Annotated in this window: 16 protein-coding genes; 10 read left to right on the forward strand and 6 right to left on the reverse strand. The window is 66.1% G+C overall.

Going from position 1 to position 17506, the window contains the following annotated elements; genetic code table 11:
- Positions 1-8 precede the first annotated feature (8 nt).
- The 4 genes from JQ507_13105 to JQ507_13120 all read left to right on the forward strand — a co-directional run bounded on the left by JQ507_13105 (position 9) and on the right by JQ507_13120 (position 3443).
- Positions 9-488, forward strand: a complete 480-nt coding sequence (locus JQ507_13105) for a MaoC family dehydratase (GenBank protein QRI72342.1) — start codon at positions 9-11, stop codon at positions 486-488.
- Positions 489-732: 244 nt separating this feature from the next.
- Entirely contained in the window at positions 733-879 is a 147-nt protein-coding gene (locus JQ507_13110; GenBank protein ID QRI72343.1) for a hypothetical protein, read from the forward strand.
- A 266-nt stretch (positions 880-1145) separates the two neighbouring features.
- The gene (locus tag JQ507_13115; protein ID QRI72344.1) at positions 1146-2063 is read left to right on the forward strand and encodes an SDR family NAD(P)-dependent oxidoreductase; all 918 of its coding nucleotides are present in this window, start codon (positions 1146-1148) and stop codon (positions 2061-2063) included.
- Positions 2064-2201: 138 nt separating this feature from the next.
- Entirely contained in the window at positions 2202-3443 is a 1242-nt protein-coding gene (locus JQ507_13120; protein QRI72345.1) for a TIGR03862 family flavoprotein, read from the forward strand.
- A gap of 87 nt (positions 3444-3530) precedes the next feature.
- On the opposite strand, the gene JQ507_13125 is transcribed toward JQ507_13120, so the two are convergent.
- Entirely contained in the window at positions 3531-4748 is a 1218-nt protein-coding gene (locus tag JQ507_13125) for an MFS transporter (GenBank protein QRI72346.1), read from the reverse strand.
- 93 nt (positions 4749-4841) lie between these two features.
- Between JQ507_13125 and JQ507_13130 the strand changes: the two genes are divergently transcribed.
- The gene (locus JQ507_13130) at positions 4842-5744 is read left to right on the forward strand and encodes a LysR family transcriptional regulator (GenBank protein QRI72347.1); all 903 of its coding nucleotides are present in this window, start codon (positions 4842-4844) and stop codon (positions 5742-5744) included.
- Here the strand turns inward: JQ507_13130 and JQ507_13135 are convergent.
- The 3 genes from JQ507_13135 to JQ507_13145 all read right to left on the reverse strand — a co-directional run bounded on the left by JQ507_13135 (position 5741) and on the right by JQ507_13145 (position 9255).
- A complete protein-coding gene (locus tag JQ507_13135; GenBank protein QRI72348.1) occupies positions 5741-6820 on the reverse strand; it encodes an alanine racemase in 1080 nt (359 codons plus the stop codon). The genes JQ507_13130 and JQ507_13135 overlap by 4 nt on opposite strands.
- A gap of 112 nt (positions 6821-6932) precedes the next feature.
- Entirely contained in the window at positions 6933-8750 is a 1818-nt protein-coding gene (locus JQ507_13140) for an ABC-F family ATP-binding cassette domain-containing protein (GenBank protein QRI72349.1), read from the reverse strand.
- A gap of 4 nt (positions 8751-8754) precedes the next feature.
- On the reverse strand, positions 8755-9255 hold the full coding sequence (locus JQ507_13145) for a YaiI/YqxD family protein (protein ID QRI72350.1): 501 nt from the start codon (positions 9253-9255) through the stop codon (positions 8755-8757).
- A 134-nt stretch (positions 9256-9389) separates the two neighbouring features.
- Between JQ507_13145 and JQ507_13150 the strand changes: the two genes are divergently transcribed.
- Together JQ507_13150 and JQ507_13155 are read left to right on the forward strand one after the other, a co-directional pair.
- A complete protein-coding gene (locus JQ507_13150) occupies positions 9390-10193 on the forward strand; it encodes a hypothetical protein (protein QRI72351.1) in 804 nt (267 codons plus the stop codon).
- Positions 10194-10802 carry a 2-hydroxychromene-2-carboxylate isomerase gene (locus JQ507_13155; protein QRI72352.1) on the forward strand — a complete coding sequence of 203 codons (609 nt, stop codon included), beginning with the start codon at positions 10194-10196 and terminating at the stop codon, positions 10800-10802. It abuts the gene before it with no gap.
- A 191-nt stretch (positions 10803-10993) separates the two neighbouring features.
- On the opposite strand, the gene JQ507_13160 is transcribed toward JQ507_13155, so the two are convergent.
- Positions 10994-13366, reverse strand: coding sequence for a xanthine dehydrogenase family protein molybdopterin-binding subunit (locus JQ507_13160; GenBank protein QRI72353.1), 2373 nt, complete (start codon positions 13364-13366; stop codon positions 10994-10996).
- A gap of 207 nt (positions 13367-13573) precedes the next feature.
- Between JQ507_13160 and JQ507_13165 the strand changes: the two genes are divergently transcribed.
- Together JQ507_13165 and JQ507_13170 are read left to right on the forward strand one after the other, a co-directional pair.
- Positions 13574-14620, forward strand: a complete 1047-nt coding sequence (locus tag JQ507_13165; protein QRI72354.1) for a Ppx/GppA family phosphatase — start codon at positions 13574-13576, stop codon at positions 14618-14620.
- A 33-nt stretch (positions 14621-14653) separates the two neighbouring features.
- A complete protein-coding gene (locus JQ507_13170; protein QRI72355.1) occupies positions 14654-15355 on the forward strand; it encodes an RlmE family RNA methyltransferase in 702 nt (233 codons plus the stop codon).
- A gap of 75 nt (positions 15356-15430) precedes the next feature.
- Here JQ507_13170 and JQ507_13175 read toward each other — a convergent pair whose 3' ends face one another.
- Positions 15431-16918 carry a DHA2 family efflux MFS transporter permease subunit gene (locus JQ507_13175; protein QRI72356.1) on the reverse strand — a complete coding sequence of 496 codons (1488 nt, stop codon included), beginning with the start codon at positions 16916-16918 and terminating at the stop codon, positions 15431-15433.
- 237 nt (positions 16919-17155) lie between these two features.
- Here JQ507_13175 and JQ507_13180 point away from each other — a divergent pair, with 237 nt between their 5' ends.
- A complete protein-coding gene (locus JQ507_13180) occupies positions 17156-17407 on the forward strand; it encodes a hypothetical protein (protein QRI72357.1) in 252 nt (83 codons plus the stop codon).
- Positions 17408-17506: the final 99 nt, after the last annotated feature.

Genomic DNA, 17506 nt, shown 5'->3' on the forward strand with positions numbered 1-17506 from the left:
GTCAGCCAATGAATGAAGTCTGGAAGAAGCCGCCGGTGTCGCTGGAAACCTACCAGGGCATGGTCGGCAAGGAGATCGGTGTCTCTTCGTGGCACCTGCTCGATCAGGGGCGCATCAATACCTACGCCGACGTGATCGAGGATCACCAGTTCATCCATGTCGATCCCGAACGCGCCAAGACGGAGACCGCCTTCGGCACCACGATTGCGCACGGCTTCCTTACGATGTCGCTGCTGTCAATCATGTCCTACGAGGTGATGCCGGTGCTCGAAGGCACCGCGATGGGCGTCAATTACGGTTTCGACAAGCTGCGCTTCATCTCGCCGGTCCGCTCGGGCAAGCGTGTTCGCGGCCGCTTCCTGCTCGCCGAAGCCACGCTGCGCAAGCCGAAGGAACTGCTGTCGCGCACTAACGTTACGGTCGAGATCGAGGGCGAGGAGAAGCCCGCGCTGGTCGCGGACTGGCTCGGCCTGATCTATTTCAGCTAGAGCGTTTTCCAGCGAAGTGGATACCGGTTCGCGCGAAGAAAACGCGTCCCAACAAGAAGCGGGAGCCCCGTTCCGACTTAATCGGAACGGAAAGGGCTCCAGCAAAAGGTTGAGTAGCTCCACCTTTCCCGCAAGCGGGAGAGGTGGAGCGAGCCCGCCTGGCTAGAAGTAGCGCATTGACGGCTTTGATTCCCGGTGTCCATCATGCTCCCGTTTGGGCGGTGCGGTCCCGGGAGTGGCAGCCATGGTGCAGAACATCGTCGCCGGACTTGTCGTCGTCGCGTTGCTTGTGATCGGCTCGATCAGCTACGCGCAGGAACATCACGAGTGCTGGAGCGGGCATCTGCTCAAGAGCCTGAAGCCCTGCGGGTCGATGACCCCCGACGTCTAGCGCGTCAAGTGGTCGGCTCTGCTACCCCCGGCCGGGCTTGACCCGGCCATCCATCGCTGCTCAAAAGTCTCTAACCTTTTCATGCCGTTCGGGCGCACACCCTCTCCCCTTGTGGGAGAGAGTGGCGAAATCGAGCGGAGCGAGATGAAGCCGGGTGAGGGTCTCTCTCCGCGCGCTCATCCGTGGAGAGAACCCCTCATCCGGCGCGCTACGCGCGCCACCTTCTCCCACAAGGGGAGAAGGAAGTCAGAGCAGGAATGACAAGCATGGCAATCAGGTTTGACGGACGCGTCGCTATCGTCACCGGCGCGGGCAATGGTCTTGGGCGGGCGCATGCGCTGGGGCTCGCCAGCCGCGGCGCCAAGGTCGTGGTCAACGATTTCGGCGGCGCGCGCGACGGCACCGGCGGCTCACTGTCGCCGGCCGAGACCGTGGTCGAGGAGATCCGGAAAGCGGGCGGCACCGCGATGGCCGACGGCGCCGACGTCTCGAACTTCGAGCAGGTCACCGCGATGGTCGAGCGCGCCACCAAGGAGTGGGGCAGCGTCGATCTGCTCTGCGCCAATGCCGGCATCCTGCGCGACAAGTCGTTCACCAAGCTCGAGGTCGCCGACTGGGACAAGGTGCTCGGCGTGCATCTCACCGGCACCTTCTACTGCTGCAAGGCGGTGTGGGCCGGCATGCGCGAGCGCAATTACGGCCGCATCGTGCTGACGACCTCGTCGTCGGGCCTGTTCGGCAATTTCGGCCAGGCCAATTACGGCGCAGCGAAGGCCGGCATGGTCGGCCTGATGAACGTGCTCGCCGAAGAGGGCCGCAAGAACAACATCAAGGTCAACACCATCTCGCCGACCGCGGCGACCCGCATGACCGAGGAACTGCTGCCGCCGCAGGCGCTTCAGCTGATGAAGCCGGAGGCGATCACGCCGGCGGTGGAGTTCCTGCTTAGCGAAGATGCGCCGACCCGCACCATTATAGGCGCCGGCGCCGGCTCGTTCGCGGTGATCCGCGTGCTGGAGACCGAAGGCGTCAACCTGCCGCAGTCCGAATGGACGCCGGACGGTGTCGCCGCGCACTTCAAGGACATCAGCGACATGTCGACCGCGAAGGCGCTGCAGGGCGCGTTCGAGCAGACGCAGAAATACGTCGCCCAGGCCGCCGCGCGGGCCGGGATCAAGCTCTAACCGTCATTCCGGGGCTCGCGAAGCGAGAGCCCGGAATCCGTACTCACGATCGTGGTTATGGATTCCGGGTCTGGTGCTTCGCACCATCCCGGAATGACCTCTTTTGTTGTGGCGCCGAGCCGGGTCTAAACTCTCGCCATGTCATCATCCTCCGCCCAACACGTCGCCATCATCGGAGCCGGCCCCGCCGGCCTGATGGCGGCGGAGGTGCTTGCGGCTGGCGGTGCAGAGGTCACCGTCTACGACGCGATGCCGTCGGCGGGGCGCAAGTTCCTGATGGCCGGGCGAGGCGGGCTCAATCTCACCCACTCCGAGCCGCTGCCGGATTTCCTTGCGCGCTATCGCGAGGCGATGCCGCACCTGAAGGCCGCGGTCGAGGCGTTTCCACCTGATAGCTTGCGCGCGTGGAGCGATGTTCTGGGGCAGCCGACGTTCGTCGGCACCAGCGGCCGCGTCTTCCCGCAAGCATTCAAGGCTTCGCCCTTGCTGCGCGCCTGGCTGCGGCGGCTCGATGCCGCGGGCGTCGGATTCGCATTCCGGCATCGCTGGATCGGATGGGATGCGCAGGGCGCGCTGCTGTTCGAGACCCCCGACGGAGAGCGCGCGGTTAGGGCTGACGCGACCGTGCTGGCGCTCGGCGGCGCCAGCTGGCCGCGGCTCGGTTCGGATGGCGCCTGGGCTGATATCCTTGCGGCGAAGGGGATTGCCCTTGCCCCGATGCGACCGGCCAATTCCGGCTTCACCGTCGCGTGGTCGAATATCTTCCGCGACCGGTTTGAGGGGCAGCCGCTCAAGGGCGTCGCCCTCACGATCGGTTCGCACACCGCGCGCGGCGAGGCAGTCGTCACCCGCACGGGCATCGAAGGCGGCGCTATCTACGCGCTGTCGGCGGACTTGCGCGAGGCGGTGCTGGGTATCGGGCAGGCAACGCTGACGATCGCGCTGCGACCGGACCTCGACGCCGCGGCGCTGACCACCCGCCTGTCCGGGACCCGCGGCAAGCAGTCGCTCGCGAATTTCCTGCGCAAGGCGGCGCAACTCTCTCCTGTCGGCATCGGGCTGATGCAGGAGGCGGCGATTGCATCCGGCCGGCCATTGCCATCGTTCTCGCCGGCAGAGCTCGCGCGGCTGATCAACGCGGTTCCGGTTCAGCTCACGGGCGTCGCGCCGATCGCGCGCGCGATCTCGAGCGCCGGCGGTATCAGGTTCGACGAGCTCGACGCGCATTTCATGCTGCGCCAGCTGCCCGGCGTTTTTGCCGCCGGCGAGATGCTCGACTGGGAGGCACCGACCGGCGGTTATCTGTTGCAGGCGTCGTTCGCGACGGGGATGGCGGCAGGGAAGGGCGCGTTGAATTGGTTGAACACGACGAAATCGTAGGATGGGTAGAGCGAAGCGAAACCCATCAACTTCTCTCCGAATGGAGGGATGATGGGTTTCGCTGCGCTCTACCCATCCCGCGCCTGCTCACTCCGAACCTGTCTTCGTCGCGATGTCGGTGATGAACCCGAGCATACCGAACGTTGCCGCGACCGCGCAGACCGCCGTCCATCCACCAAAACTCCATGCCGCAGATGCCGTTGCCGCGCCGACCGCACCGCCGATGAAGAACAGCGCCACGAACAGGCCGTTGATCCGGCCGCGCGCCTCGGGCTGCAGCAGATTGACGGCGCGGCGGCCGAGCGTCTGATCGGTGGTGATGCCGAAATCGAGCAGCACGGCGCCGACACCAAGCAGGGAGAGGGCAGCGACCCGCGACTCGATCATGCCGGCCCAGGCGCAGAGCGCGAGTGCACCGGCGATGAGAAGGTGCGAGACAATCAGCAGCGGCCGCGCGAAGCCCCTGTCCCCCCAGCGCCCGGCGATCGGGGTCGCTGCCGCCCCCGCGACGCCGATCAGCGCGAACAGCGCTATTCCCCTGGCATCGAGCTTGAACGGCGCATCCGGCAGGCGCAGCGCCACCGCGGCCCAGAACGCGGTGAAGGATGCCATCACCAGCGCCGCGGTCCATGATCGGACGCGCAGCACCGGCTCGTCGCGCAGCAATTTGGGAAATGAGCGCAGGAGCGCTCCGTAGCTGACTTTTGCCGCCGGCTGCAAGGTCGGCAGATAGCGCGCCAACGCGCCGGCGAGCACCGTCATCAGCACGGCCGAGGTGACATAATAGCCGCGCCAGTTCCAACTGTCCGCGATCAGGCTCGCCGCCGGCCGTGACAGCAGGATGCCGATCATCAAGCCGCTCATCACGTCGCCGATCGCTTGTCCGCGGCGCTCCGGCGGCACCATCGACGCCACCAGCGGCACCACCATCTGGATCGCTGCGCAGGACGCACCGAGGATGAAGGTGGCAGCGAGCAGGATCACCGGCGTCGGGGCCATCGCGGTGCCGATCGCGGCGACGATGGCGCAGGCCAGCGTGCGCAGGATCAGCCGTCTGTTCTCGACCAGGTCGACCAGCGGCACCAGCAGCAACAGCCCGAGCGCGTAGCCGAGCAGGGTCAACGTCGAGATCAGGCCCGCCTGCAGCTCGGTCATGCCGAGCGAGCGGCCGATCAGGCCGACCAGGATCTGCGGGGCAAACAAATTGGTGACGACGGTGCCGGTGGTGATGGCGCCGATCCAGATCAGGGGACGCACCGAGGTGGCGCGCGCCGTGGAGAGTTTGGTGGCTTCGGAAATGGTCATGGGACCTCGCGGGGAAGTGGCGAGGCCCCCTTTAGGGGATCGGGATAATATGCTACAATTCAAATAAGATAATGAAGAATATGCGAGATTGTTATGAACACCCATGACCTCGTGGCGTTCGTCGCCGTGGTGGAGACCGGATCGATCGTCGCGGCGTCCGCGCGGCTGAACCTGACCCAACCCGGCGTGACACGGCGGATCCAGAATCTGGAGGAGATGCTGGGCGCGCAGCTGCTCGACCGGCTGTCGAAGCCGCTGAAGCCGACGGCTGCGGGCATCGAGGCCTATGAACAGGGTCGCCGTCTGCTGCGCATGCTCGACGACCTCAAATCGGGCGTCGCCAGTGACGGCGTGGTGCGCGGCGAGTTCAGGCTCGGCCTGACGCCGTATTTGTCGGAGGCGGGGTTGGCGGGTCCGCTCGATGCGGTGCGCGCGGAGTTTCCCGCCCTCGCAGTGCGCGTCGTTGCGGGCCTCTCGCCGCACCAGGTCGACGCGGTCTCACGCAACGAGCTGGACGCGGCGGCGATCTGCATTCCGGACGGTGCCGTGCCGCCGGCGGACCTGGCCGCCGACGATCTCGGCGCGCAGCCGGTCATCTTCGTCGTCGCACGCGACATCAAGCTGCCGAAATCCGCCGACCTCGAATGGCTGTCGCGCATGGGATGGGTGATGAACCAGGACGGTTGCGGCTTCCGCCAAACGTTGAAGCGCCAGTTCGAAGCCGCGCATCTGCCGTTCAACGTCGCGGTCGAGGCGCTCGATAGTGAGCTGCGGCTGTCGCTGGTCGCGCGCGGGCTCGGCATCGGCGTCGTGACGCCGGTCGCGCTGAAGCGGAGCGCGCTCCGTAGCCGGCTTAAGGTGGTCAGGATCGAAGGGTTCGATGCCGCGGTGCGCGCCTGGATCGTGCACCGCCCGCCCGCCGGCCGCCTGACGCGGCCGATCGAGGTGTTTCGCGATGCGCTGGATCGGGAGTTGCAGGCGCTGATCCGCGCCTAGCGCAGCTTGCCCCTTGCCGTCACCGGCAACGCGCCGATGATTTCGTCGCCGCGCACCATCACGACCTCGTCCATCATGTTGACGACGACGCAGACATGATTGGGCACGACCCGCACGACGTCGCCGACATTCGGCCGGGTGTTGCTGCGGGAGAGGTCGAGGAAGCCATGCTCCTCGGCGAAGCGCGCGATCTTGGCCTCGGGATGTTCGAGGATCAGGCCGTGGCCTTCGAGCCCACCGGTGTCCGAGGTCAGCGTCTTGGAGCCGGCATCGAGGATACCGCGCTCGGGGCCGGCGCGGCTGACCACGGTGGAATAGATATGCAGCGCGCAATCGTCCCAGGTCGCGACGCCGGCCGCGACCTGCATGCGGTCGTTGTAGATGTAGGTGCCGAAGCGGTGCTCGGTGCCACCCTTCAGTTTGCCGAGATTGACGAGGTTCGGCGTGCCACCGGTCGAGACGATGGCCGCATCGAGGCCGTGGGCGCGCACGCCGGCCAGCGCCTCGTCGTAGAATTTCTGCGCGTCGGCCCAGCCGGTCTCGGTCGGGTACAGCATGAAGCCCGCGAAGCTCAGGCCCGTGGAGGCCGCGATCTCGCGCGCCAGCGCGATCGCCTCGGCCGGGGTCTCGACGCCAGCGCGCTTGCGCCCGGTGTCGCATTCGACCACGACCGAGAGTGGGCGACCGGAGGCGGCGGCTGCCTTCGGCAGATCGCCGACCACGACGGAATTATCCGCGGCGACGGTGACGTTGGCCTTGCCTTGCAGCGCACCGAGCCGCGCCATTTTCTCGTCGCCGAGCAGATTGTAGCTGATCAGGATGTCGTCGATGCCGCTATCGGCCATGATCTCGGCCTCGCCGAGCTTCTGGCAGGTGATGCCCTTGGCGCCAGCCTTGATCTGCAACTGCGCCAGCATCGGGTTCTTGTGCGTCTTGATGTGCGGCCGGTTGGCGATGCCGGCCTCGTCGCAGGCCTTCTGGATCCGCGCGATGTTGCGCTCGACCCGGTCCATGTCGATCACGGCGCAGGGCGTGCCGTATTCCCTGGCGATCTTGGCGGCGAGGGGCGTGGTCATGGTCTGTCCTTTTTCTCCGGCCTCGTAGGATGGGTAGAGCGAAGCGAAACCCATCGTCTTTAATCCGCGCGGAAGCAGGATGGGTTTCGCTGCGCTCTACCCATCCTACACTTTACGCCTGTTCGATTTCTTCGCGCAGCACTTCGAGTTCGAGCCAGCGGTCCTCGGCGGCGGCGAGCTCGTCCTGCGCCTTGGCGATCGCCGCTGAAGCTGCGTCGAATTTCTTGCGATCCTTCGCATAGAGATCGGGATCGTCGAGCAGCTTCTGCTGCTTTGCGATCTCGGCGTGCAACTTGTCGATCGTCTTCGGCAGCGTCTCCAGCGCGTGCTTCTCGTTGAAGCTCAGCCGGCGTCTCGGTGCCGCCTCGGGCGCTGCGGCCCTGGCTTCCTTCTTCTCTTCAGTCGCGGCGTCCGCCTTCACCGCCTCGCGCTTCACGTCGGCGCCGCGCTGCGCCAGCATGTCGGAGTAGCCGCCGGCATATTCGATCCAGCGGCCCTGGCCTTCGGGCACGATCACCGAGGTCACGACGCGGTCGAGGAAGTCGCGGTCATGGCTGATCAGGATCACCGTGCCCTCGTAATCGCCGAGCATGTCCTCGAGCACGTCGAGGGTTTCGAGATCGAGGTCGTTGGTCGGCTCGTCCAGGATCAGGAGGTTCGACGGTTTTGCCAATGCGCGGGCCAGCATCAGGCGGCCGCGCTCGCCGCCGGAGAGCGCCTCGAGCGGCGTGCCGCGCTGCTCCTGCGCGAACAGGAAGTCCTTCATGTAGCCGATGACGTGCTTCGACTTGTCGCCGACCATCACGTGATCGCCGCGGCCGCCGGTCAGGGCTTCGGCCAGTGTCAGCTTCGGATCGAGGCTCTCGCGATGCTGGTCGAGCGTCGCCATCTCGATATTGGCCCCGAGCCGCACCGAGCCGGAATCGGGCGGATCGTTGCCGATCAAGAGATGCACCAGCGTGGTCTTGCCGGCGCCGTTGGGACCTACGATGCCGACGCGGTCGCCGCGCTGGATCCGGGTCGAGAAGGTATCGACGATCTTGCGCTCGCCAAAGGCCTTCGCGATGCTCTTGGCCTCGATCACCAGGCGGCCGGATTTATCGGCCTCGGCGGCGGCGAGGATGGCATTGCCGGTGGCGCCGCGATAGTTGCGGCGCTGGTCGCGCAGCGCATGCAGATTGCCGAGACGCTTGACGTTGCGCTTGCGGCGGCCGGAGACGCCGTAGCGCAGCCAGTGCTCCTCGTTGACGATCTTGCGGTCGAGCTTGTGCTGCTCGCGCTCTTCCTCGGCCAGCACCTCGTCGCGCCATTCCTCGAAGGCGCCGAAGCCGCGCTCGATCTGCCTGATCCGACCGCGGTCGAGCCAGGCGGTGGTGCGCGACAGGTTGGTCAGGAAGCGGCGGTCATGGCTGATCAGCACCAGCGCGCAGCGGCGGCTTTCCAGCTCGCCTTCGAGCCATTCGATGGTCGGCAGGTCGAGATGGTTGGTCGGCTCGTCGAGCAGCAGGATGTCGGGCGAGGGCGCCAGCACCCGCGCCAGCGCCGCGCGGCGCGCCTCGCCGCCGGAGACATGCGCCGGGTCTTCCTCACCGGTCAGGCCGAGTTGCTCGAGCAGGTAGCGCGCCTGGTAGTGGTCGTCGCCGGGGCCAAGGCCGGCCTCGACATAGGCCAGCGTCGTCTTGTGCTCGCCGAAGTCCGGCTCCTGCGGCAGATAGCGGATGGTGGCGCCGGGCTGCACGAAGCGGCTGCCGGCGTCGGGCTCAACGAGGCCGGCCGCGATTCGCAGCAAGGTCGATTTGCCGGAGCCGTTGCGGCCGATCAGGCAGACGCGCTCGCCCGCGGAGACCGACAACTCGACGCCTGACAGCAGCGGCGTGCCGCCGAAGGTCAGGCTGATGTCCTTGAGCTGGATGAGAGGAGGCGGAGCCATCGCGCTAACCCTGCTGGTTCGTCGTCGCCTGCTCGGCGCGGCGGCGCTGGATGCGGCGGATGGTCTGGTCGAGCGTCGACAGGAAGGTCGAGCGGTCGCGCGGGGAGTAGGATTTCGGCCCGCCGGTGATCTCGCCGGACGAGCGCAGATCGGTCATCAGATTGCGCACGGCGAGCGTCATGCCGATCGACTGTTCCGTAAACGGTTTTCCATTTGGCGCGATCACATCGGCGCCGGCCTTCACGCAGCGGCTCGCCAGCGGAATGTCCGCGGTGATGACCACGTCGCCCTGATGCGCGCGTTCGGCGATCCAGTCGTCGGCCGCGTCCATGCCGGAACCGGCGGCGATGCGCTCGATCAGGGGATCCTGCGGCACGCGGATGAAATTGCCCGCGACCACGCTGACCGGCACGCCGAGCCGGATCGCGACGCGATAGATTTCGTCCTTCACCGGACAGGCGTCGGCGTCGACATAGATGCGGGTCAAGGCAGGGGTTTCAGTCATCGATTCCGGGTTCGCAGGCACGGCCTGCGTGTACTCCATGATGCGGAAAATTGCGAGCAAAACGAGAGGCTTGTCACGCTGCCCGGTTCGACTACGATTGCCTCCGAAAAACAACCGAAATAAGGGGAAACCCGATGTCTTCGACGACGCCTGTGCAGACCTACCGCGTCTCGGCCTACAACACCTCGAAACTGTCAGAGAACAAGATCCACGACGACGCGGTGGCGCGGAAATTCGGCTTTTCCGGTGGCCTGGTGCCCGGCGTCGATGTGATGGCCTACATGATGCATCTGCCGGTCGAGAAATGGGGCCGCGATTTCCTCGAACGCGGCCTGATCGAGGCGCGCTTCGTCAAACCGGTCTATGACGGCGAGATCGCCGAATTGACCGGCCGGGAGACCGGCAATGGGCTCACGATCGAGCTCTTCAGCCGCGGCGAGCTTTGCGCGACCGGCACCGCTTCGCTGCCGGCATCGGCGCCGTCATTTGTGCTCGACGACTATAAGCAGGTCGCAGCCGTTGCCGAGCGCAGGCCGGTCAGCGCGTCGTCCTACGAAGAGGGCAAATGGCTCGGCGTGATCCCGCGCGACTGGTCCGGCGATGCGGCGAAGGAGTATCTCGCCGACATCAGGGAGACCGACCCGATCTATCTGCGCGAAGGCCTCGGCCATCCCGGCCTGCTGCCACGGGTGATGAACAAGGTCTTGGTCGACAATGCGATCCTCGGACCTTGGATCCATGTCGGCACCCGCATGCAGCTGTTGTCGGCGGGCAAGATCGGCGACGAGCTGACGGCGCGCGCCAAGGTCATCGGCAATTACGACAAGAAGGGCCACCGCTTCGTCGAGCTCGATGCCCTGGTGCTGGGCAGCGGCATCCCGCTCGCGCATTGCTGGCACATCGCGATCACCCAGCCGCGCGAACAGGCGGCGGCGTAGATGTCGGTCATCATCGACTATTATCTGTCGCTCAACTCGCCCTGGACATTCATGGGCAGCGCACCGTTTGCCGAGATCGCGCGGCGCCATAGCGCGACCGTCAACGCCAAGCCCTGCAAGTTCGGTCCGATCTTCGAGCAGACCGGTGGCTTGCCGCTGCCAAAGCGCTCACCGCAGCGGCAGGCCTACCGCCTGGTGGAGCTGAGGCGCTGGCGCGAGTTGCGGGGCATTCCGCTCAACATCGAGCCCAAGCATTTCCCGAGCGACGACCTTGCGGCGGCGCGTCTTGTGATTGCTGCCGCCCTGCAGGGCAAGGATGCCCACCGCCTCTCGCTGGAATTCGGCCGCGCCATCTGGGAGCGCGAGGAGGCGCTCTCCGACGCGGATGTCATGTCGGCCGCCGCGCAACGTGCCGGGCTGGACGCCGCGGCCCTGCGCGCAGGCGCTCCGCCGGATGCCGAGCTTGACCGGCTCTACGAGCAGAACACGCAGGATGCGCTGAAAGCCGGCGTCTTCGGCGCGCCGAGCTACGTGCTGCCGTCCGGCGAGATTTTCTGGGGGCAGGACCGGCTGGAGTTCCTGGAACGCGCACTGAAGGCGTTGGCTTGATCGGACCCGAGCGGGCGACGAGGTAGGGTAGGGGCGAACCCCATCCACAGGTACAATTGTCATACCCCGCGCATGCGGGGTATCCAGTACGCCGCGGCTTCTCGGTTCTATCGCTGACGTCTCTGGAATACTGGATCACCCGCTTTAGCTTTCGCGGGTGATGACAATGGTGGGTGAGGCGAAACGCCGCCTTACGCCGCGTTCGCCTTGGCATCCTGGATCGCGCGCCAGACTTTTTCCGGCGTCAGCGGCATGTTGATGTGCTTGATGCCGTACTCCGACAGCGCGTCGACCACCGCGTTGACGACGCAGACGAGGCTGCCGGCACAGCCGGCTTCGCCGCAGCCCTTGGTGCCGAGTGGGTTGGATTTCGCCGGCGAGGGATGATCGCCGACCTCCATGGGCGGCACATCGCCGGCGCGCGGCAACGCGTAATCCATGAACGAGCCGGTGATCGGCTGGCCGGAGGCGTCGTAGCTGACTTCCTCCATCAGCGCCTGGCCGATGCCCTGCGCGACGCCGCCGTGCAGCTGGCCGGCGACGATCATCGGATTGACCACGACGCCGAAATCATTGACCGCGGAGTAGCGCACGATCCGCGTCACGCCGGTGTCGGGATCGATCTCGACCTCGGCGACGTGGCAGCCGTTCGGGAAGGTCGAGGCGGTCTCCTTGGTGGCGTGATCGACGTCGAGCGTGTCAGGCGCGCCCTCGGGCATCTTGCCGGCGCGCATCCGCTCGGCGAGCTCCATGATGCCGATCGAGCGATCGGTGCCGGCGATGGTGAAGCGGCCCTGGCCGAACTCGATGTCGGCCTCGGAGGCCTCCAGCATGTGCGCGGCCGCCTTCTTGCCCTTCTCGACGACGAGCGCGGAGGCCTCGACGATCGCCTGGCCGGTTGCGGTGATCGAGCGCGAACCGCCGGTGCCGTTGCCGAACCGAACCAGATCGCTGTCGCCCTGTTCGAGCGTGATGTTCTCGAAGGGCACGCCGAGCTGGTCGGACAGCACCTGCGCGAACGGCGTGGCGTGGCCTTGGCCGTAATCAAGCGTGCCGGTGGTGAGCTTCACCGAGCCGTCCGGCTCGAAGGTGATCTTGCCGAGCTCGCCCGACGGCGGCGCGGTGACTTCGAGATAGGAGCCGACGGCGATGCCGCGCAGCTTGCCGTTCTTCCTGCTTTCCTTCTTGCGCTTGGCGAAGTTCTCGTAGTCGGAGATCTCCAGCGCCTTCTGGAACACGCCGGCGAAATCGCCGCTGTCATAGGTGACGCCTGATGCCGCCGGGAACGGCAGCTGCGACGGCTTGATGAAGTTGCGCTTGCGCAAGGTGACGCGGCTGATGCCCATCTCGTCGGCAGCGGCATCGATCAGCCGCTCCATGTAATAGTTCGCCTCGGGCCGGCCGGCGCCGCGATAGGCGCCCATCAACGTGGTGTTGGTCAAGACCGTCTTGATGTCGACGCCGAGCAGCGGCGTGCGATACACGCTGGCGAGGTTCTTGCCGGTGTTGAGCGACAGCGGGCCGGGCGCGACGCCTGTGATGTAGGCGCCGAGATTGCCGTAGCCGGACAGCCGCACCGCAAGGAACTTGCCCTCGGCATCGAGCGCGAGCTCGGCATGGATCAGCTGTGCGCGGCCCTGGCTGTCGGAGAGGAAGCTGGTCGAGCGTTCGTCGAGCCACTTCACCGGACGGCCGAGCTCGCGCGCCGCATGCGCGATGCAGGTGTATTCGGGATAGCTGAGGTTCTTCATCCCGAACGAGCCGCCGACATTGCCGGTGAGGATGCGGACCTTATCGGCAGGCACGTTGAGCAGACGCGCCATGATCGCCTTGTTGCCGGAGACGCCCTGGGTCGGCACTTGCAGCGTGAAGCGCTCGGTCTTTTTGTCGTAATGCGCCAGCGCGACGCGCGGCTCCATCGAGACCACGGCGACGCGGGTGTTGACGATGTCGAGTTTTGTCACATGCGCGGCGGCAGCGAACGCTGCCTCGATCTTGGCGGTGTCGCCATAGTGATAGTCGAGCGCGACGTTATTCGGGATGTTGTCGTAGAGTTGCGGCGCGCCGGGCTTCGACGCCTCGGCGGCGTCGGTCACCGCCGGCAGCGGCTCGATGTCGACCTCGACCGCCTCGGCCGCATCGCGCGCCTGCGCCGCGGTCTCCGCGACCACGAAGGCCACGGGATCGCCGACGAAGCGCACCTTGTCGGTCGCGAGCGCCGGGCGGTTGGTCTGCAGCAGCGGGGAGCCGTCGCGGTTCTTCAGCGGCAGGCCGCAGGTGAAGGGCTTGTAGCCGGCGGCGGCAAGGTCGGCGCCGGTCCAGACGCCGAGCACGCCCGGCATCGCCTTGGCGGCTTCGGTGTCGATCCCCTTGATCAATCCGTGGGCATGGGAGGAGCGGACCATCCAGCAGATGGCCTGGCCGGGCAGGGAGAAATCGTCGGTGTATCTGCCCTTGCCCCGCACCAGGGTGTCGTCCTCCTTTCGTCGAACGGGCTGTCCGACACCATATTTTTGCAGTGCGATAGCGTTGTCGAGAGAGGCGGGCGGCGTATGATCTTGCATCGAAAATGACCTGAAATGCCCGGATTTGCTGGAGTTTGGGGGCGCAGACGAGATAACGCACGCCCCCCTTAACGACAACGCCCGATTGGGCATGGACCCAATGTGAACGGAGTTTGCGCAGGGCTCTGACGCTGCTAAAGTTTCCGTGAACGACAATTATTCGGCGGGCCCCAGGGATCGCCCCTGGGGCGCTGCGGAAAGACAGTTTTGATGAACGACCATGTGCGGCTTTGCGACGGCCCTCCGGCCAGCGAAGCCCCGTCAGGGTTGGTTGCGGCAGCCGCGGAAAGTGGCGTCTACGCCGCGCTCGACCTTGGCACCAATAATTGCCGGCTCTTGATTGCCTGTCCCACTGGCGACGGGTTCCGCGTGGTCGACTCCTTCTCGCGGATCATCCGGCTCGGCGAAGGCATCGCCGCGACCGGCTCGATCAGCGAGGCTGCGATCGAGCGCGCCATTGCTGCGCTCGCCATTTGCAGCGACAAGATCCGCTATCGCAAGGCGCGCCGGCTACGGCTGATCGCCACCGAGGCCTGCCGCGCCGCCGGCAACGCCGAAAGCTTTCGCGCGCGCGTCGCGGCCGAGACCGGCATCGAGCTCGAGGTGATCGATCGCGAAACCGAGGCGACGCTCGCCGTGATCGGCTGCTCGCCGCTGCTCGACCCGAAGGGCCGGGGCGCCATCCTGTTCGACATCGGCGGCGGCTCGACCGAGCTGGTGCGGATCGAGCGCGATCCCGCCGCGCCCGATGCGCCGCCGCGCATCAAGGCGTGGATGTCGATCCCGCTCGGCGTCGTGACGCTGGCCGAGCATTTCGGCGGCAAGAATGTCACCAGGGATTTGTATGCGCAGATGATCGACGAGGTCGCGCGGCATGTCGCGCCGTTCGCGGCCGAGCATGGCCGGGATCTGCGCGACATGCACATGCTCGGCACCTCGGGCACCGTCACGACGCTCGCCGGCGTTTTCCTCAACCTGTCGCGCTACGACCGCCGCCGCATCGACGGCATCTGGATGAATGATTGCGACGTCACTGCGACGATCCAGAAGCTGCTCGGCATGAGCTACGAGGCGCGCGTCAACAACAGCTGCATCAGTGTCGAGCGGGCCGACCTCGTGCTCGCCGGCTGCGCCATCCTCGACGCGATCCGCAACGCGTTCCCGATGCCGCGGCTCCGGGTCGCCGATCGCGGCCTGCGCGAGGGCATGCTGGTCGAGATGATGCGCGAGGACGGCGCGCTGCGGGCGTGCTAGAACACGCCCAATCACACCAATCCAAGAAAGATCATGGCGAAAGACACCACCGGGCGGCTGCACGTCACGGTCAAGAGCGGCGGCAAGCGAAAGCTGTCGTCAAAACTCTGGCTCGAGCGCCAGCTCAACGATCCCTATGTCGCCAAGGCCAAGGCGATGGGCTACCGCTCGCGCGCGGCGTTCAAGCTGCTCGAGATCGACGACAAATACCGCCTGCTCAAGCCGGGCATGACCGTCGTCGACCTCGGTGCCGCGCCCGGCGGCTGGAGCCAGATCGCGGCCAAGCGAACCGGGGCCGCCGACGGCAAGGGCAAGGTGGTCGCGATCGACTTGCTGGAGATGGGCGAGATTCCCGGGGTGACGTTCGCGCAGCTCGACTTCCTCGACCACGACGCGCCGGAAAAGCTGATCGCGATGATGGGCGGCCGCGCCGATTTCGTGATGTCCGATATGGCCGCCAACACCACCGGCCACCGCAAGACCGACCAGCTGCGCATCATCGGCCTGGTCGAGACCGCCGCGCATTTCGCCGGCGAGGTGCTCAATCCCGGCGGCACGTTCCTGGCAAAAGTGTTCCAGAGCGGCGCCGATGCCGAGCTGGTGGCGCAGCTGAAGCGCGACTTTGCAGCCGTGCGTCACGTCAAGCCGGCGGCGAGCCGCCAGGATTCGTCGGAGCGCTACGTGCTGGCGACGGGGTTTCGGGGACAGCAGCAGCCGTCATTGCGAGGAGCGTAGCGGAGCGGCAATCCATCGTTCCGCAGACGTGGGGGCATGGCTTGCTTCGCTCCGCTCGCAATGACGGGACTGAAACTACCCCAGCCGCTGATCCCTCGCGTTCTGGGTGTTCTCGGTCGCCGTCTTGACGGCGTCGGCGGCGGCGCGCTTCTCGGCGCCCTTGCGGCTCGAGATGTCGATCGGCTTGCGGCCGGAGATTTCGCTGCCGGCGTCGGCCGGCATCTGCCAGAAGAACCAGGCCGATGCCGCCGAGATCAACGACACCACGATGAAGGCCGGCGCGAACACGTCGGCGGAGAGTTCGGTCTGGTGATGCAGCGCCAGCGTGGTTTCAACTGAGAACGCGCCGACCGCGACGCCCGCTGACACTGCGAGCTGCTGGTTGACGCTGACGAGGGTGGTGGCGCGGCTCATCTGCGGCGCCTCGACCTCGGCATAAGCGACCGTGTTGATCGCGGTGAATTGCAGCGAGCGGAAGAAGCCGCCGACCACCAGGATGGTGAAGATCAGCATCAGCGGCGTCGAGATCGTGAACAGCGCGCAGGCGGCGAGGAAGGCCGAACTGACCACGGCGTTGACCGTCATCATGTTGCGGAAGCCGAATGCCTTGATGATGCGGGCCGCCAGCGTCTTCATGCCCATGGCGCCGACCGCGGAGGCGAACGTCACGAGGCCGGACTGGAACGGCGACAGGCCGAAGCCGACCTGCATCAACAGCGGCAGCAGGAACGGCAGTGCGCCGATGCCGAGCCGGAACATGAAGCCGCCGACGATCGAGGCGCGCATCGTCGGCAGCCGCAGCAGGCCGAAATCGAGCACCGGCGAACCGGTGCGCCGCGCATGCAGGACATAGAGCGTCATCGAGATCGAGCCCACCCCGACCAAGGCGGCGACGATCGGCCAGGGCAGGAGATTGAGGCCTGCGACCGACAGCCCGAAGGCGATGCCGGCAAGGCCGATGCCGGCCAGCACCAGTCCCATCAGGTCGAAACGCTCGGGGTCTTCGCTCTTGATCGGGTCGATATATTTCAGCGCCAGGAAGATGCCGAGCAGCCCGATCGGGATGTTGATCAGGAAGATCCAGTGCCAGGAGAAATAGGTGGTGATGAAGCCGCCGAGCGGCGGCCCGATCACCGGCCCGATCAGCGCGGGGACCGTGACCCAGGCCATCGCATTGACCAGCGCGCTCTTGTCGACCGAGCGCAACAGCACCAATCGCCCAACCGGCGTCATCATCGCGCCGCCGAGGCCCTGCAGGATGCGGGCGAACACGAAATCGGTCACCGAGGACGACAGCGCGCAGCCGATCGAGCCCAGCATGAACACGGCGACCGCGCCGGCGAACACGATTCGGGCGCCGAAGCGGTCGGCGGTCCAGCCGCTCGCCGGGATGAACACCGCGAGCGACAGCAGATAGGACGTGATCGCGAGCTTGAGCGTCAGGGGGCTGGTGCCGATATCGGCGGCGATCGCCGGCAGCGAGGTCGCAATCACCGTGGAGTCCATGTTTTCCATGAACAGGGCAGTGGCCACGATGAGCGGGATCAGGCGTTGTTTGTTCATCAAAACAGGACAGCTGTGCTGAAAATGCGGGCGAGGGGGCCATATCATCCTGCCTCCGGCCACGCTATTGCGGAACCCGGTAAACCACCTAAATCCTGCGTGACGCTGGTATGCATCCGCCAGCGCTCGAGCACCGTTCCGACAGGGTCTGAACGGTGCTCTGGATTCATATTTTGACGCGTTTTCGTCACGCGAACCGGTAACCACTTCGCTCGAAAACGCTCTGGAAGGTTTGCCGTGATCTACGTCCTCGCCGCTCTGCTGCCGCCGATCGGGCTGCTCCTGAACGGACAGCCGTTTTCGGCCATCTTCAACCTGGTTCTGATCGTGTTTTGCGCGATTTTCGGACTGTTTTTCCACGTCTTGCTGCTGGTCCCGTCGGCCCATGCGGTGATCGCGGTCCACATGAAGCGGGAAGACCGGCGCCACCGCGAGATGGTCGAGGCGATCCGCCGCCACGGGCCGCCGCCGGGTTACAGGGTCCCCTGACCAGGTTCCTAAAAAGCCTGTGCATGGCTGGCAAACACTTTGATTCGTCATGCCGCCATGCTATCGACCAGCGTCAACCCCACCGATGGGCACCGATTC

Source organism: Bradyrhizobium sp. PSBB068 (assembly GCA_016839165.1).
GTDB lineage: Bacteria > Pseudomonadota > Alphaproteobacteria > Rhizobiales > Xanthobacteraceae > Bradyrhizobium.

Coding starts and splice junctions, on each gene's coding strand:
- JQ507_13105 (QRI72342.1), top strand. CDS start 9: ATGAATGAAGTCTGGAAGAAGCCGCCGGTGTCGCTGGAAACCTACCAG.
- JQ507_13110 (QRI72343.1), top strand. CDS start 733: ATGGTGCAGAACATCGTCGCCGGACTTGTCGTCGTCGCGTTGCTTGTG.
- JQ507_13115 (QRI72344.1), top strand. CDS start 1,146: ATGGCAATCAGGTTTGACGGACGCGTCGCTATCGTCACCGGCGCGGGC.
- JQ507_13120 (QRI72345.1), top strand. CDS start 2,202: ATGTCATCATCCTCCGCCCAACACGTCGCCATCATCGGAGCCGGCCCC.
- JQ507_13125 (QRI72346.1), bottom strand. CDS start 4,748: ATGACCATTTCCGAAGCCACCAAACTCTCCACGGCGCGCGCCACCTCG.
- JQ507_13130 (QRI72347.1), top strand. CDS start 4,842: ATGAACACCCATGACCTCGTGGCGTTCGTCGCCGTGGTGGAGACCGGA.
- JQ507_13135 (QRI72348.1), bottom strand. CDS start 6,820: ATGACCACGCCCCTCGCCGCCAAGATCGCCAGGGAATACGGCACGCCC.
- JQ507_13140 (QRI72349.1), bottom strand. CDS start 8,750: ATGGCTCCGCCTCCTCTCATCCAGCTCAAGGACATCAGCCTGACCTTC.
- JQ507_13145 (QRI72350.1), bottom strand. CDS start 9,255: ATGACTGAAACCCCTGCCTTGACCCGCATCTATGTCGACGCCGACGCC.
- JQ507_13150 (QRI72351.1), top strand. CDS start 9,390: ATGTCTTCGACGACGCCTGTGCAGACCTACCGCGTCTCGGCCTACAAC.
- JQ507_13155 (QRI72352.1), top strand. CDS start 10,194: ATGTCGGTCATCATCGACTATTATCTGTCGCTCAACTCGCCCTGGACA.
- JQ507_13160 (QRI72353.1), bottom strand. CDS start 13,366: ATGCAAGATCATACGCCGCCCGCCTCTCTCGACAACGCTATCGCACTG.
- JQ507_13170 (QRI72355.1), top strand. CDS start 14,654: ATGGCGAAAGACACCACCGGGCGGCTGCACGTCACGGTCAAGAGCGGC.
- JQ507_13175 (QRI72356.1), bottom strand. CDS start 16,918: ATGAACAAACAACGCCTGATCCCGCTCATCGTGGCCACTGCCCTGTTC.